Origin of the sequence: Actinophytocola sp. (assembly GCF_036378875.1) — a bacterium.
In the GTDB taxonomy this organism is placed as follows: Bacteria; Actinomycetota; Actinomycetes; order Mycobacteriales; family Pseudonocardiaceae; genus Actinophytocola.
The window spans coordinates 1-14,256 of sequence record NZ_DASUVO010000041.1 but is presented as its reverse complement, the minus strand read 5'-3'; the positions used below and the strand labels follow the sequence as shown (position 1 = coordinate 14,256).

Sequence of the window (14,256 nt, the reverse complement as noted above, 5' to 3'; positions counted from 1 at the left end):
TCTCCCGCCTGCTGCGTCTGCCTCGCTCCCACCGCGCCACCCTCGCTCCCACCGCGTCTCCCCCGCCCTCACTGCGCCACCCTCGCCCCTGCTGTGTCTCCCCCGCCCCGCTGTGTCGCTTCGTCGCTCTGCGCCCTCCTCCGTCCTGGCGTGCTTGGGTTTGGGCTGGCTGGCTTGCTTGTTCGGCTCTCGGCGGCCGGCCGGCTGCTTCGCGTGATCTGCCCCACCTGGCGCCTGCGCCGCGGCTGTTCTCCGGGGTTTGCTGGGTTCCTCGGCACGCGGGCTTGCTCCTCGTGGGGTGGATGCCTGGGTTCTTCAGCACATCTCCTGGTCAGAAGCAAGTTCTTGTCTGCTCGCGGCCTCGTTCGGCGGGGGCGGTGGCGTGTGTTGGCCCACCGGTCGTTGTTCGTCGTTGGTGGATTTCACTCGGTTGGCTGTTCGCTCTGCTCCGTTCGGATAGTCCGGTGAAACTCTCTGGCGGCTCCTCCCAGGTCGCTGTTGATCATGACCGGATCGGGATCGTCCCGTCTGGGCTGTCGATCACCCGTTTGGATCAGCCGTCATCCCTCGGTTGTTCACCTTGATGTCGCTCGGGCGTCGTTCTACGACGCAACTTGGTGTCCGGTCAGGCGAATTTCTGCTCAGGCGCGGGTGGTCTAGGCCTACCCTGAGGTAAGTTGCCGAGTGGCACGAGCAAGTTCGGGCTACTGGCGCTACCGGGGCACGATCGGCGTTGTCACGACGGAGTGACTGACAACACGGGTCTCACGCAGCGTCGCTGACCGGATACGTTCCGCCGCACTCCTGCCCCAGACGGGTGAACTACGAGGCTTAGGCGATCGATGGAAGTTCTCCAGCCGTCACAGGGGAAGGGACTCAGTCGTTTCAAGACTGGGAAGGGAGAGAAGGGGTAGCGACAATGCGCAACGACCACGTGACGCTCCGCTCAACGGCGGTGTTCGACCTCCTGGCGCCGAGGACCCCAGCGGTCCCCGTCAAGGTCGAGCTGCGCTACGACACGCGCGACCCGTATGCCGTTGTCGCAGCCTTCCGGACCGGCAGAGCCGGGTGGGTCGAATGGGTCTTCGCCCGCGACCTGCTCGCCGACGGACTCATCGCCGAAGCCGGCAACGGCGACGTCCGGATACGCCCCGCCGTCGACGACCCCGAGGTCGTCGTGATCGAGCTCAGCTCGCCGTCCGGGCACGCGGTGTTCGAGGCGTCCGCGCAGGAACTGGCCGACTTCCTCGACCGCACGTACGACGTCGTCGTGCCGGGCAACGAGCACCTCTGGGTGGACGTCGACGAGGCCCTCACGCACCTCATCTCCACCGACCTCACCTGAGAGGGCCCCCCGGTTTGATCGTCGATTCGGGCGTCCGATAGAGTTTCGCTCACACCACGGGGACAGGGAATCCGGTTCCACAGCCCCAGGTTTTCGCGGACGTAGCGCAGCTGGTAGCGCATCACCTTGCCAAGGTGAGGGTCGCGGGTTCGAATCCCGTCGTCCGCTCGAGGAGGGGTATCCCAACACCCCAATCCACGCGTAAGCCACGGCGGCGTGGCCGAGTGGCTTAGGCAAGGGCCTGCAAAGCCCTGTACGCGGGTTCGATTCCCGCCGCCGCCTCGGGCGATTAGCTCAGTGGGAGAGCACTACCTTGACACGGTAGGGGTCACTGGTTCAATCCCAGTATCGCCCACCAGACATACACGCTGGTCAGACAGCCTGTTGGTGATCATCACCGGCAGGCTGTTTTTGCGTTGTGGGAGCAGATTGGGAGCAACTGATCTTGACCACACTTCCCACACGGTAGTGGTCACCCAGGTTCGTGCTCCCACACTGCTCCCACCGCCGCTGCAGACCGGCCAGCATCGCGTCGACCATGGGCTTCGTCACGTGCGAGTAGACGCCCCGCACGCCATGCAACCGATGTCCGAGCCGCCGGCACTGCAACACCTCGGGCACGTCATCCTCGATCAACCAGGTCTTGTGCGTATGACGCAGATCATGGAAATGCAGACCGGGAGCGATCGGTCTCCACCCTCGCCGGGAATCGCCCGCGACCGGGCAGCCAAACCCGCCGCCGGAAGTTCGCCCGACGATGCCAACCACCCTCCGACGCGGTGAACACAAACCGCGCGGACGGCTCCGCGTCACGTAGCTCGGTGAGCAGGTCCACGAGAAATGGCGGGAGCTGCCCGGTCCGGGTACTGGCCTTGGTCTTGGGCGGCCCCAACCGCATGGTTCCGTTGACCTCGTGCAAAGCACCGTCCTTCGGATCAACGACTCGCACCCCAGCGTCGAGATCGACCCGAGACCACCGCAACCCCGCCAACTCGCCCCACCGCATCCCGGTATACGCGGCAGCGATGATCATCACGCTGTCCATGAACGAGGTGCGCTCAACCAGCAATGGGATCTGCGCCGCGCTCGCGTGCGGCCGCTCGTCCCGCTCGCCGGTGTTGATCCGCAACCGGCGGCAGGGATTGGCGCCGATCAGCCCTTCATCGACCGCCTCGTTGAAGATCGTGGACAACAGCGACACGACACCACGTCCGCCACCGTCGCCTCAGCCAACGAGCGCCGCAGCGACTTCACCCAACCCTTCACCGTCATCCGACTCACCTCACCCAAGGCCATCGCACCGAACCGCGGCAGGATGTCATTACGCAGATGCGCGTCGTACATCGCCCACGTACCCGCCCCCCACGTCATGCGCTTCGGCCCACCGGCGCACCCAGTCCCCCATCAGAGTCTGCCGCATCCCGAAACGACTCGAAACCGGTCTCCGACGGCACCGACCCATCCGGCAACCGATACCGCACCCGAAACCCCGACCCGTGCTTCTCAACCCAAGCCATCCAACAAACCCCTTTCGCAGCAGTAAACCCGGCCAATTCCGGGCACAGAACATGAACGCTCCATACCCCGCAAAGAGCAAGCCCGTATGTGGTCATCCCCACCACACGGACAAACAACCACCATCAACCCGCAACCCGGCCCCCACCGCGCTGCTACCGACCCCGCCCCGCTGACCGCGGCGGCCGCGCCCCAGCAGCCACAATCGCCTCAAGATCCGCGCGCGAAAACCGCAAATGCTTCCCCACAAACGAACACGGCACCCGCCGCTCCGCCGCCCGACGCCGCAACCACGACTCCCGCACCTGCAACAAAGCCGCCGCCTGCTGAGGCGTCAACAACAACAGACCATCACCAGGCACCACACTTCTCGCCACCCCACCAGCCCCCACAGACTCGACCGAACCATCCCCACCCACATCCCACGAACCGTTCACGAAGTCCTCCCAACAGGCACCAACAAGACACCACTGAACTCCGAAAAACGGTCCAACAAGGGACACCCACAACACAACAATCGACTAACAAACCCCACCACACAGACCCGCACACACCGTGCAGCGGCCAACTGGCCCTTCGAGTGCCGATACACCTTCCCGTGGAATTGGGACCTCTACACCTGGGTGTAACCGGCCACCTCAGACATCTGCCCGGACGATTGCCTCGACCTGGCCGTCGATCAGAAGAGCGAAGCGCACGCGGACCGGGACACCAACACCGATGGGACACCAACGCCACCACCCACGGCGCGGCTTCACCCCGGCGCCCCTCCACAGCACGGCGCGACCATCGACGTCCCGAACATGACCATGATGGCCCTCGCCTTGGAGTTGCTCCAGGCGTCCGATGCGACGGCGTTCCCACCAACGCCCACATCAAATCGGAGCGCCTGCCCCGGCGGCTGCGCAATCTCTACACACAGCTCGCCACAGGACCAGAAGCCAACAGCCGATCAGTGATTCACCTGAGATGTATATAGGGCCACCGTCGACGCACCCGCGTGTAAATGGCAGGTCATTGAAAGTGGCCCGTGCGCACGACGCCCCGGTACGCACGCCGTTCGCGGCCAAGGGGCCCTGCGTCGTGCGCATATTCATTCGCCACATGCGTGGCCGCCAGGCCTCATCACCACTGAAAGACACTTGGGCACGCACGGCCTTCTCACGACCGCCCGTTCCCGTGAGTGTCTTTGCCAGTAGGCTCCGGCCCCACTCGGCCGGCCTCGCTCGGCCCACCGGTGGTCGCCATCAAACGGCAGTGAACGGCACGCGCCGACAATTCGCGACACCCGTTGGCACGGCGAGCAGCCGGCTCTCAGGGTTCCCAACAAAATGATCTTGAGGTCTTCCGTCCCCGTGTGGATGTTGCGGCGACAGCGCTGGCTGACCTGGGCGATGGCCATGTGGGTGATGTCATGCTGGTGGCGATCGAGCTGGTCACCAACGCCTTTGACCACGGTGACGGTCCCCGGACGATCCGGATACGCCGATCCCGTGTTCTATGCGTGGTCAGCATCGAGGTCGAAGACGCCGACATCGGCCGGTTAACGCCTGGCACGTCTCGTTTCGGTGGCTACCGGGGACGCGGCCTGGTCATTGTGGACAAGCTGTCCGCCGCCTGGGGGATCCGCCCCCCAACCCGAGACTGGCGGCAAGATCGTCTGGGCGCCGGTCTCCTGCGAGGCGGCACCCTGCAACTAACCCGCCCGCAGCCCCAGCCAGGCGCGGGTGCTTCGTGGCCAGCCCACGCGAACGAGCGGTGGCCAACTCGCGGCGGGCGGGCCGCTGAGGTTGGGCGCTGCGACATCCGGCGTCGAGGATTGTGGCGTTGTGCTGTGGGTGGATGTGTCTGGCTGGACGCGGTCACCGTTGGGGACGGTGGTCATCAGAGGCGGTCGGCACCTCGGTGGGGCTCGCCAGTTCGTGCAGCTTGTCCAGCAGCCAGCCGAGTTCGTCGACGTCGATCACCCCGGCATCGGCGGCGCGAATCCACGCTGCCGCCGCCCGTTGCTCGAACTCGGTCACTCCCGAGCCGTGATGCGCGTGCCGTCGACGGGTGCGCGTCCACGGCGTGCGGTGAGCGGACGTGAGGTGCTTCCGCATCGCTACTTCCCGAAGTTGGTTCCTATTCGCTGCTGCCGCATGACTTCCCGGGCCGACGACCGACAAACCCGCCGGCCCGGTAGTGGTGGCTGGCCGACCCGTAGCCACCACGCCCCCACCTGCGAACGGTGTACCGCAACTCGACACGCCGAAGAAAATCTATGATCGCCGGAGTAGACATTCGATGGTCAGTGTGTGTAATGTACTGCTCGTACCGAGAGAGACAACGTCGATCAGGCGCGGGAGATGACGGAACTACCCGCGAGGTGAGGCAGGACGGTCAGACCGCACAGAGCCAGGCAAGGGAACAGGCTCGGTGCGGTGACCAGGCAGTACCGGGACCGAGTAGTGCAGCAGTCGAAGAACAGGCGGTCCCGGAGCAGTGCCGACGCAGGACGCGGGCGGAGATCGTGCGCCCGTGAAGTCAGTAGGTAGTGAAGGCGGTCAGGTGCACCGGAGCCGATCAGTGAAGGGGCTCCGGTGCAGTGACCAGCGACGTCCGGCTGCTGCGACCGATCTAGGCACGTGGTCCCAGCAGGGGATGCTCGCAGTAATACCAGGTAAGGAAGAACAGGAAAGAAGGGAGAGGGCGCATCATTGGATCGCCCGCCGTGGCTGTCTTGCGCCGGGCGGGTACCGCAGGCCCATCGGATTGGTAGGTGGTTCTCGGTTACAAATAAGCGATCCCCGCACGGTCCGGTTCTCGACCGGACATAGCGGGTACAGGAAGCCGGCCTCGCGGTCGGTTGGCAATGATGAAACCCAAACCCCTGGGCCCTTGGGTGCCGTGTACGGCACCCAAGGGCCCTTGTGATGTGGAGGTGGAATGATCCCTGACCAACCCGACGCGACCGCGCCGAGCGCGGGCGACAAGTTCGACGGCGACAAGTTCGACGACAAGTTCGGTGACGAGCATTACCCCGCCTACACCATGGGCCGGGCTGCGGACATGCTCGGCACGACCCAGGGGTTCCTGCGCAGTCTCGACGAGCACGGGCTGATCCAGCCGCAGCGCTCCACCGGCGGACACCGCCGCTACTCCCGTTCCCAACTGCGCCTCGCCGCACGGGTGCGTGAACTGGTCAACCAGGGCACCCCCATCGACGCGGCGTGCCGCATCATCACCCTCGAAGACCAACTCCACGAAGCCCAACAACGCAACGCCGAACTCCATCCCTCCGACTGAACCCCACCCGCACCTTCCCGGTGAACTGGGACCCGGCGAACGAGGCGTCGCTGGTGAACTGGGCCCCGGTGAACGAGGCAGCGCCGGCGAACCGGGCCTGGGTGAAGGTGGCGGTACGGGTGCGGCAGCCGGTGAGATCAGGCCGATGAGGGTCGCGCCGGCGAGGTCGAGGTCGATCTGGTGACCGCACCGGTAGTCACCAAGTCGATCAAGACCACGCTTCAGCAGTCACCCTCGGTGCTGGTCGTGGATCTCAGTGGGGTGGAGTTCATGGCCTCAGCCGGGATCGCGGAACTGGCCGCCGGCCATCGCCTCGCCGGGGAATGTACGGCGTTTCGGGTGGTAGCGCCGAGCAGGGCTACGTCGCGTCCACTGGAAATGGTCGGACTCACCGAGGTGTACGGCGTGTTCCTCACCCTTGAGGATGCGCTGGCGCCATCCACCGGGGAATAGCAACGGGTCTCGCGGGCCCGCGAAGCCAGGTCCGACTCGGACACCTCCCGCTCGTCGACGCCACGGATGAACGTGAGGCAGAAGATCGGCCGGTTCAACCGGTGGTTGCAACGGGGGATTGTCCGCACTGTCGGGCGGATGGGAGACGATGTCAGCCTGGTTCGGTGACCAGGCCGGCGTCGTGCGCCAGGAGGCCGGCCTGGGTGCGGTTGTTGCAGTCGATCTTCACGAGCATTCGCGACACGTAGCTCTTGACGGTCGCTTCGGAAAGGGACAGTTCGCGTGCGGTGTCCGCGTTGGACAGGCCGCGACCGAGGCAGGCCAGGACTTCCAGCTCTCGGTCGGTCAGCTCACGCAGCCGGGTCCTGGCGTCCTCGCGCCGCCGCTGTCCCGCTGAGGACGTCGCGACCAGCCAGGCCGTCGCGGTCGAGGACAACACGGTGTGCCCGGCCGCGGCCACCCGTACGAGTTCGATCAGGTCCTGCGGCGGTGTGGTCTTCAGCAGGAAACCCGCCGCGCCGGCGCGCAGGGCCGCGAGGACGTGGCTGTCGGCGTCGAACGTGGTGAGTGCGACGACCGGGGGCGGCGTCGGCAGGGTCCGGATTCGCTCGGTGGCGGCGATCCCGTCAACGCCGGGCATGCGTAGGTCCATCAGCACCAGGTCGGGTTGGTGGCGGACGACCGCCTCCACGCTCTCCGCGCCGTCGTGTGCCTCGGCGACCACCTCGATGTCGGTCGCGCCGCCGAGGATCACCCGCAGGTGAGCGCACACCATCGGTTCGTCGTCCACGACGACCACCCGGATCATCTGGCGTCTCCCCGTGTCGGCACGTAGGCCGGCAGTATCGCATCGACCTGGTAGCCGCCGCCGGTTCTCGGGCCGGTCCGCAGCGTGCCGCCGATCAGCTCGACCCGTTGCGCGAGCCCGAACAACCCGACGCCGGAACCGCTGCCGGCCAGCGCGTCGTCTGCCGCCCGGCTGGCCGGGCCGTTCGTGACGCGCACGGTGACGCCGTCGGCCCGGTAGGACAGCGTCACGGTCACCTCGGCGCCGGGGGCGTGCTTGCGTGCGTTCGTCAGCGACTCCTGCACCACTCGGTAGGCCGTTCGCTGGACGGTCGGTGAGATCCGGCCAGGGGCACCGTGGGCGACGTAGGAGACCGTCTCGCCGGCCGCGCGCGCTTCGTCGACCAGGGTCCGCGGGTCGGGTGTGCTGGGTTCGGTGGGCGGAGCGGCCCGTGCCTCCCCGGCGTTGCGGAGTACCCCGATCAGGTCCCGCAACTCGGCCATCGCCCTGGTGCCTGTCTGCCGGATGGTTTCCGCCGCGGAGCGCACGCCCGCATCGGCCGACCCGGTGCCCAGTGCTCCGGCCTGCAGCACCATCAGGGTGAGCTGGTGGGTGACCATGTCGTGCATCTCCTCGGCGAGCCGCCGTCGCTCCTCCGCCCTGGCCTGCTCGGCGAGCAACAGCTGTTCGCGTTCGGCCCGTTCGGCGCGCTCCCGCAGGGAGTTCAGCAGTTCCTTGCGGGCGTGCAGGTACAGCGTGGCCAGCGCCGGCAGCACGGTGTTGACGACACCGAGCGGCGTGATGTCCCAGCTCGGGTTCCAGGGCCGGGTGCCGAGCACGGCGAGCAGACCGATCAACACGAACACGCGCCGGCGGTCGGGCAGCCGAACGAGGTTCGTGATGACGGCCGGGGTGGCGAACGGCAATGCCGTGTGCGCGGTCGGTTGTACGGGAGTGAACAGGCCAGGCGCGAACTCCTCCGACACAAGCATGAGCACCGCGACGGCCAGCGTCCAGGACGCGACCCCCACCGGGAAGCGGGTGAGGAACAGCAGTGACACGTCCACCGACAGCTGCAGGAGCAGCGCCGCGTGCGGCCCGGCCCATCCGGTGGTCGGCGGGCTCATGCCGTAGACGAGCAGGTCCACGCCGCCGAAGATCGCGACCGCGGCCACCAGCCACAGCACATCCCGCCGGTTTGGCCACGCTCCGGTGTGCTTGCCCGTCACCGACCACACGCTATAGCCGTGACGGCGCACGGTCGGGCGTGGTGCAACTTTCGTGGACACAGGTGTCCACCTTCTCCGCTTCCGGTGCCGCGGCCCGCTGCGGTCCACTCGGTGTCATGACGAACAAGAGGCATTCCAGGCGAACCGCGTTGCGTGCAGCCGTGGCGGGCACGGCGGCGGGCGGGATCACCCTGGCGACGGGCGGGACGACCGCGCAGGCGCGGAAAGGCAGGCGAGGCACGACCACGTTCGTGATCGTCACCGGCGCGAGTGGCACTCCCGGCGGTATCGACGCGCTGTCGTTACGCGGGCACCGGACGGTCGGCGTGCCATTGCCAGGCCACGGCGCCACCGACGCCCAGTTCGCCCTCGACTACCAATGCCCGCAGGACCTCGCGTCGATGGCGACCCGACCGTCGCCGATGGCGGGCGTCGGCCTGGACGCCTACACCGCGGCGGCCGTCGAGGTGGTCCGCACCGTCGCCGACTTCGGCCCGGTCGTCCTCTACGGCGGCAGCATGGGCGGCGCCACGCTGAACCGGGTCGGCAACACGGTGCCCCATCTGATCGACCGGATCGTCTACGACACCGCGTTCTGCTGCGTGGACCTGGCCTGCCCGGAGGACTACCTGACCACCCCGGAAGGCTCGACGACCCTGGCCGGCAACCTCGCCGCCCTAGTGGTCGCCGACCCCGCGGTCATCGGCGCGGTGCGGGCCAACTACCGCACCGCCGACCCCGACACCCTGGCCAAGCTGAAGGAAGTGCTGATGGTCGACGCGAGCGACACCGAGTTCTACTCGACGCTCGCCTACCTGCAACCCGACGAGTCGCTGACCGTGGGCAGGGAGAACTCCCAAGTCCAGGCAGACACCTGGGGCAGCATCCCCCGAACCTACATCCGGCACACCGCCGACCGGATGATCCCCATCGCCCTGCAGGACCGAATGATCACCGAGGCCAACCAACTGACCCCCCACAACCGCTTCGACGTACACACCGTGCACGCAGGACACGCCGCGACCACCGAGCAATTCCAACAAATCGTCGACATCCTCGACCACCTGCCAGAGTGCCACCGTTGAAATCCAGTTCCGGCGCAACGTCAGCTTCCCTCGTCGTGGGCTGACCCGCTTGGCACAACCGACATCGCGGCAGGAGTCTTGTACTCAGGTTGGAATCGCCATGGTCGCCCAGAAAAGCCGCCGCTGCTCAACCCGGGTCTACAGGCCTCTCGTGATCATGCTCTGCTCAAGCCGTGTTCGAACGCGCGGCGGCTTTGCCTGCCAAGGGATACGTCATTGTCACGGTGGTGCCGGATTGGCTGGGCCTGATCTCGGCGTGCGTGGCCAGACCGCGGATCAACCTCAGTCCACGCCCGCGTGTACCCCGGTTGGATGGCGGGGGTCGCCAGCGTCCGTAGTCGGTCACCGTCACCGTCACGGTGCCGCGAGCCCGGTCGGCGCGGGCACACAGGTCAAGCAGGCCAACGACAGTGTCGCGGTAGGCGTGTTCGACGACGTTGGCCAAGGCTTCATAGGCGGCGAGCACCACATCCTCGACAATCCGCGCCGCCAGGCCCAGACGGGTCGCCCAGTCGGACAGAGCTTGCCGCACGCGAGTGAGACTGCCAGCCCACGCTGGCACACGGCAATGAAGATCCTCGATCGCGGCACCGAACCCGCCAACTGCCTCGGCACCGCCGTCAGTGACCACATCCATGAGGGTCCACCCTTGCGCGTTGATACAGCGAGCGTTCCCGAGTACCCACATCAAGAACAGCGCAAACCAGGCTGGGCGGTGCGCTGTCACAACGTCCCTTGTGCCACCCCGGGGACGGTCACGGGCGCGTAGGCGTGGTTCGGTGTCCGATTAGTGGTAATGCAGTGCCGCGGTGAGTGTGCGGCACAGGGTGAACTCGTCGGTCAAGCCCAGTACGGAGATGGGCCGCATCACCGGTGCGGACACCAACACGCGCAGGGCGGTGCGTCGACGCTGGCAACGCTGCTGAGCACCGACCAGAGCGGCGATTCCCTTGGAACCGAAGAAGTGGACATCGCGGAGGTCAGCGATCACCGGGGCGGGTGGGATCGCGAGATCGGTCGCGATACAGAGTTGGTCGTCGAGCAACGGCACGGTGTCCACATCGACCTCACCGATGACACGGACAACCACAGCCCTCCCCTCACTGCGTCGATCGACGCGCAGGTAGCTCCGCTGCCAGTCTTGATAGGACATGAGTGCTCCCTTCCCGCGGTCGACGAACCAGAGCGGAGCCAGCTGCGGTGATGACACGACCAAACCTGGGACAGCGGTGACACCGTCACCCTGTTCACTCCCACGTCGGTGGTCGCCTCGGTCCTTCATCCGCTTCATCCAGCCTACAAGCCCACGAGAGAAGCGGCTGTCCAGACGCAACACATGATGGGCGATCCGGGTGGGTATGGGCGTTGCGGTCCAGCATGTCCAGTAGAACTCCGACGCGCGGCGGTGTGGCGGTCGCCGTGGTTCTCGCCGGTGTTCATCTACTCAGGAGCGTGCTTCTGGACCCCGCGTCCACGGTTCTGCGATCACCTCGGCGGCGGGTGTGGCCGGCTTGATCTCTGGAGGCACGCTCGGCAGGCGTGCGTTGACAAGCGCCGATGCGCCGACCACATGTGGCGGAAATCGGTCTGCACACGGACGGGAGCGGCCACCGTGCGACCGCGTCACTCCCGCGTGCGGGTGTGCTGGAGTAACCGATTGGTGGCCAGTGGGTGACCGCCGCCCGAACCGGTCCGGCTCTCCCTTGCACGATCGGACCGATACCTGACTCATCGAATGTCCATTCACGACTGTTACAGCCAACGGGGATCCACGGCGACTACAGCAACACCGACGGTCCCTCAGCGGACAATCGGCGTCACCATCGCGCGCCGTCTGTCGCGATCGGACTTACCCTGGGAGCGGCCCCGGCCACCGCGCGACTGCTGACCAGGGCCACCCTGTGGCCCCTTGGGCGTGAACAAGGGACACTGCCTGTAGGTCGTTGCGAGCAGGCGTCATGTTTCGACTGTCGACTATAGACTCCGGAATCGTTGCCCTGTCAAGATCTCGCCTCCGGCGCGCATGAACGCATACTTTCCTACCACAGTGGTTAGTTGGCGAGCGCCCGCCGTTGGGAGCGCGCGCTGCGCGGTTCAACGAACTCGTGCCGAGGGTTTCGCGGAATGCCCGGCCGTGGCCACCGCCGGCCGGGCTGGGGCCGTGACGTGCAAGCGCCTGACGGTAATTCTGGTCGCCTCGTGACGTCAGGGCTTGCGGCCGAGGCCGGTATAGATCGAATGCCGCTCTGGATGGTGGCCGAGGTCGTCGTCAGGGTCCGGGCGCCACAACACGACCGGCACGATACCCGGGGCAACGAGCTCGAGCCCGGCGAACAGGACCGCGACCGACTCCCGGTCCCGAACGGTCACGTCCAGCCGCGCACCCAGACGCATCTGGTCGAACAGCTTCAGCCCGGACAGCAGCGACTCGTCGGGCCCATAGTGGGAGATGGCGAGGTAGCTGCCAGAGCACAGGGCGTCCCGGTAGCTCGCGACCATGAGTGCGGGGTCGTCGGCATCGGGGATGTGCTGCAGCGTCGCGATCAGCAACACCGCGGTCGGCTCGTCCAGGTCGAGCAGTCGGCGGGTCTGCGGGGCGTCCAGCACCCGGTGTGGGTCGCGGACGTCGGCGTCCACGACCGCGACCTGCTCGTGACGGGCCAGCAGATCACGGCTGTGGGCCACGACGCCGAGATCGGTGTCGACGTAGACCACGCGGCACGCCGGGTCGATACCGTAAGCGATCTCATGGACGTGCCCGACACTGGGCACGCCGAAACCGAGGTCAAGGAACTGCCGCACCCCCTGCTCGACCAGGTAGCGCACCATACGGCCCAACAACGCACGCTCCGCACGCACAAACATAGGGGATATGGGGCGCGACCACGGCGGTACGGTCAGCGAAATCACGATCCACCTGACTGTGATGCCGCCCCGCCGAGCCAATAATCATGAATACCGGCGATGCTGGGCCGGCGTCCACCACGCTCACCCGACGAGCCGACCGGAAACACCATCCACCCACACCACACATCCACAGGCACGTCCTAAAGCGACACGAATCATGCGAGAGAGTGCCACACCAAAACCGCCGCCCCAGAAACATTCACCGAGTAGGTGAAACATTAGCGCCGCGACTGGGCCCCGGTGAGGACAAGAATTCACCGGAAGCGCGGGCCTGTCTCATCGTTTGTTTCCTCGTCGGCTGTTGCCGCGGGTGTACTGGGTGGTTCGTCGGTAGGCGAGCAGGTTGCCGTCCGGGTCGAGTTCGGCCTGGTAGAGGGAGAGGATGTCCGCGGTGGGTGGGATCCGGTGTGTCTCGATGGTCTCGATCTCGACCAGCCATCCGGTGTTGATCGGTTCGATCGCGGTGACGCCGAGCACGTCTCCGCGGACGAGCCGGGCGATCTGGTGGAGTGCGATCGCACCGGCGGCGGACGCGGCGAACTCAGTTTCGGCGTCGGGTCGGGGTTCGGCGGGTTCGGTGTGGTGTGGTGGGGGGTTGGCCATTGGTGTCGTTTCCGGTTGTGTGTCCCGGCGGCGGGGGTGGCGGGTGTGGTCATGCGGTCGAGCACGTCCTGTTGAACGCGAGCGTGCTCGTCCTCGGAGATCTCGCCGGCTTGGTGGGCCTGTTCGGCCGCTTCCAGGTCACGTCGCGCCGACGCGGGGTGGCCCACCTTCTTCCTCGGCCCGTTGTTGGAGCACTTCGGCGAGCGCGATGACGCCGCGGACGGGCGCGATCGGGAAGGTGTGAGGATGGTGGTCAGCAGTCCCATCGGTCACTCCCGCGTGGTGGTGACGAAGTCGTAGGGGGCGAACGGTCCGAGCAGCCGGACCGAGACCCGGCCAGACCATGTTCGTGCGATCTGGTCGATCCTCGATTCCAGCTCGGGCCGGTCGGCGAGTTCGATCAGGCAGGCGACGTGCAGGGCGTCCTCGTCGTGGGTGGGGGCCCGGATGGTCACGGGGGCGCCGAGATCGGTGAGCGCCTTGACCACCATCTGGGTGTCGGCGTTCTGCCTGGCGGTGATGATGTTGCTGACCCGCTCGCCGATCGCCACCCGCTCACGGCGCGTCGCGGTCTCCGGTTTACCGCGGATGACCTCCCGCAGCCGCGCTACCTCGGTGTCCTTGTCGAAGATCTCGTGCAGGACCGCGTCGAGGTCGTAGCGACCCTGGACCACGAACTCCGCCTTGCCTTCCAACTCGTCCAGGGCTGCGGCGAACTCGTCGTGGTAGGCCGCGAGCAGCTCGTCAGCCACCACATCCTCGCCGGTCATCACCGCACCGAACCGCACCGGCAACACCGGCGACTCGGTGACAGCCGCGTCCAGCAGCGCCTCGTGCGCGGCCAGGTCCTCCGGTGCGCCCAGCGATGTGTCCGGGTCTATCCGGCTGACCAACGCAGCGATGTCCCCGTGCCGGACAACGAAAACCTCAGCGGGCGGCTCCCCAACACCCCGAGCGTCCGACATGGTCTCCACATCGGACGGCACGATCCCATACACATAGACACGCTGGTCGGCGCCGGCGCCGGCGTCGGCGCCGACGGCC

At 66.7% G+C, this 14,256-nt stretch carries 16 protein-coding genes and 3 tRNA genes; 7 read left to right on the top strand and 12 right to left on the bottom strand.

The annotated features are described in order from the left end of the window. Window positions 1–919 precede the first annotated feature (919 nt). The 4 genes from VF106_RS10790 (at window position 920) to VF106_RS10775 (ending at window position 1,703) form a co-directional block, all read left to right on the top strand. Entirely contained in the window at window positions 920–1,345 is a 426-nt protein-coding gene (locus VF106_RS10790; RefSeq protein ID WP_075123646.1) for an SsgA family sporulation/cell division regulator, read from the top strand. A gap of 95 nt (window positions 1,346–1,440) precedes the next feature. Continuing rightward, window positions 1,441–1,513: transfer RNA gene (locus VF106_RS10785), tRNA-Gly, on the top strand. A gap of 42 nt (window positions 1,514–1,555) precedes the next feature. After that, a tRNA-Cys gene (locus VF106_RS10780) sits at window positions 1,556–1,627 on the top strand. Between the two features lies 1 nt (window position 1,628). After that, window positions 1,629–1,703: transfer RNA gene (locus VF106_RS10775), tRNA-Val, on the top strand. 303 nt (window positions 1,704–2,006) lie between these two features. On the opposite strand, the gene VF106_RS10770 is transcribed toward VF106_RS10775, so the two are convergent. The 3 genes from VF106_RS10770 to VF106_RS10760 form a co-directional block, all read right to left on the bottom strand. Continuing rightward, window positions 2,007–2,546 carry a site-specific integrase gene (locus VF106_RS10770; protein WP_330839486.1) on the bottom strand — a complete coding sequence of 180 codons (540 nt, stop codon included), beginning with the start codon at window positions 2,544–2,546 and terminating at the stop codon, window positions 2,007–2,009. A 469-nt stretch (window positions 2,547–3,015) separates the two neighbouring features. After that, window positions 3,016–3,222 (bottom strand): helix-turn-helix domain-containing protein, encoded by a 207-nt coding sequence (locus VF106_RS10765; RefSeq protein ID WP_330839487.1) that lies wholly within the window; start codon window positions 3,220–3,222, stop codon window positions 3,016–3,018. Window positions 3,223–4,722: 1,500 nt separating this feature from the next. Further along, window positions 4,723–4,962 (bottom strand): hypothetical protein, encoded by a 240-nt coding sequence (locus tag VF106_RS10760; protein ID WP_330839485.1) that lies wholly within the window; start codon window positions 4,960–4,962, stop codon window positions 4,723–4,725. 826 nt (window positions 4,963–5,788) lie between these two features. Here VF106_RS10760 and VF106_RS10755 point away from each other — a divergent pair. After that, on the top strand, window positions 5,789–6,148 hold the full coding sequence (locus VF106_RS10755; protein ID WP_330839484.1) for a helix-turn-helix domain-containing protein: 360 nt from the start codon (window positions 5,789–5,791) through the stop codon (window positions 6,146–6,148). Here the strand turns inward: VF106_RS10755 and VF106_RS50860 are convergent. Continuing rightward, window positions 6,084–6,338 (bottom strand): pentapeptide repeat-containing protein, encoded by a 255-nt coding sequence (locus tag VF106_RS50860; RefSeq protein WP_414638925.1) that lies wholly within the window; start codon window positions 6,336–6,338, stop codon window positions 6,084–6,086. The two genes, VF106_RS10755 and VF106_RS50860, sit on opposite strands and share 65 nt — an antisense overlap. Between VF106_RS50860 and VF106_RS10750 the strand changes: the two genes are divergently transcribed. Beyond that, the gene (locus VF106_RS10750; protein ID WP_330839483.1) at window positions 6,329–6,601 is read left to right on the top strand and encodes an STAS domain-containing protein; all 273 of its coding nucleotides are present in this window, start codon (window positions 6,329–6,331) and stop codon (window positions 6,599–6,601) included. The two genes, VF106_RS50860 and VF106_RS10750, sit on opposite strands and share 10 nt — an antisense overlap. A 151-nt stretch (window positions 6,602–6,752) precedes the next feature. Here the strand turns inward: VF106_RS10750 and VF106_RS10745 are convergent, their stop codons facing one another. Together VF106_RS10745 and VF106_RS10740 are read right to left on the bottom strand one after the other, a co-directional pair. After that, window positions 6,753–7,409, bottom strand: coding sequence for a response regulator (locus tag VF106_RS10745; RefSeq protein WP_330839482.1), 657 nt, complete (start codon window positions 7,407–7,409; stop codon window positions 6,753–6,755). After that, window positions 7,406–8,617, bottom strand: a complete 1,212-nt coding sequence (locus tag VF106_RS10740; protein WP_330839481.1) for a sensor histidine kinase — start codon at window positions 8,615–8,617, stop codon at window positions 7,406–7,408. Before VF106_RS10740 ends, VF106_RS10745 begins: the two co-directional genes overlap by 4 nt. 116 nt (window positions 8,618–8,733) lie before the next feature. Between VF106_RS10740 and VF106_RS10735 the strand changes: the two genes are divergently transcribed. Beyond that, window positions 8,734–9,702, top strand: coding sequence for an alpha/beta fold hydrolase (locus VF106_RS10735; protein WP_330839480.1), 969 nt, complete (start codon window positions 8,734–8,736; stop codon window positions 9,700–9,702). Window positions 9,703–9,868: 166 nt separating this feature from the next. On the opposite strand, the gene VF106_RS10730 is transcribed toward VF106_RS10735, so the two are convergent. From VF106_RS10730 to VF106_RS10705, 6 genes are all read right to left on the bottom strand, one after another. Continuing rightward, on the bottom strand, window positions 9,869–10,339 hold the full coding sequence (locus tag VF106_RS10730; protein ID WP_330839479.1) for an ATP-binding protein: 471 nt from the start codon (window positions 10,337–10,339) through the stop codon (window positions 9,869–9,871). Between the two features lie 150 nt (window positions 10,340–10,489). After that, window positions 10,490–10,855, bottom strand: a complete 366-nt coding sequence (locus tag VF106_RS10725) for an STAS domain-containing protein (RefSeq protein WP_330839478.1) — start codon at window positions 10,853–10,855, stop codon at window positions 10,490–10,492. Between the two features lie 1,052 nt (window positions 10,856–11,907). Then, entirely contained in the window at window positions 11,908–12,561 is a 654-nt protein-coding gene (locus VF106_RS10720) for an SAM-dependent methyltransferase (RefSeq protein ID WP_330839477.1), read from the bottom strand. Window positions 12,562–12,885: 324 nt separating this feature from the next. Further along, window positions 12,886–13,212, bottom strand: coding sequence for a gas vesicle protein GvpO (gene gvpO / locus VF106_RS10715; RefSeq protein WP_330839476.1), 327 nt, complete (start codon window positions 13,210–13,212; stop codon window positions 12,886–12,888). A gap of 138 nt (window positions 13,213–13,350) precedes the next feature. Next, a complete protein-coding gene (locus VF106_RS10710; RefSeq protein ID WP_330839475.1) occupies window positions 13,351–13,485 on the bottom strand; it encodes a gas vesicle protein GvpG in 135 nt (44 codons plus the stop codon). After that, window positions 13,482–14,256, bottom strand: a 775-nt coding sequence (locus VF106_RS10705; protein WP_330839474.1) for a GvpL/GvpF family gas vesicle protein, incomplete at its 5' end; no start/stop codon positions are given. The genes VF106_RS10705 and VF106_RS10710, both read right to left, overlap by 4 nt.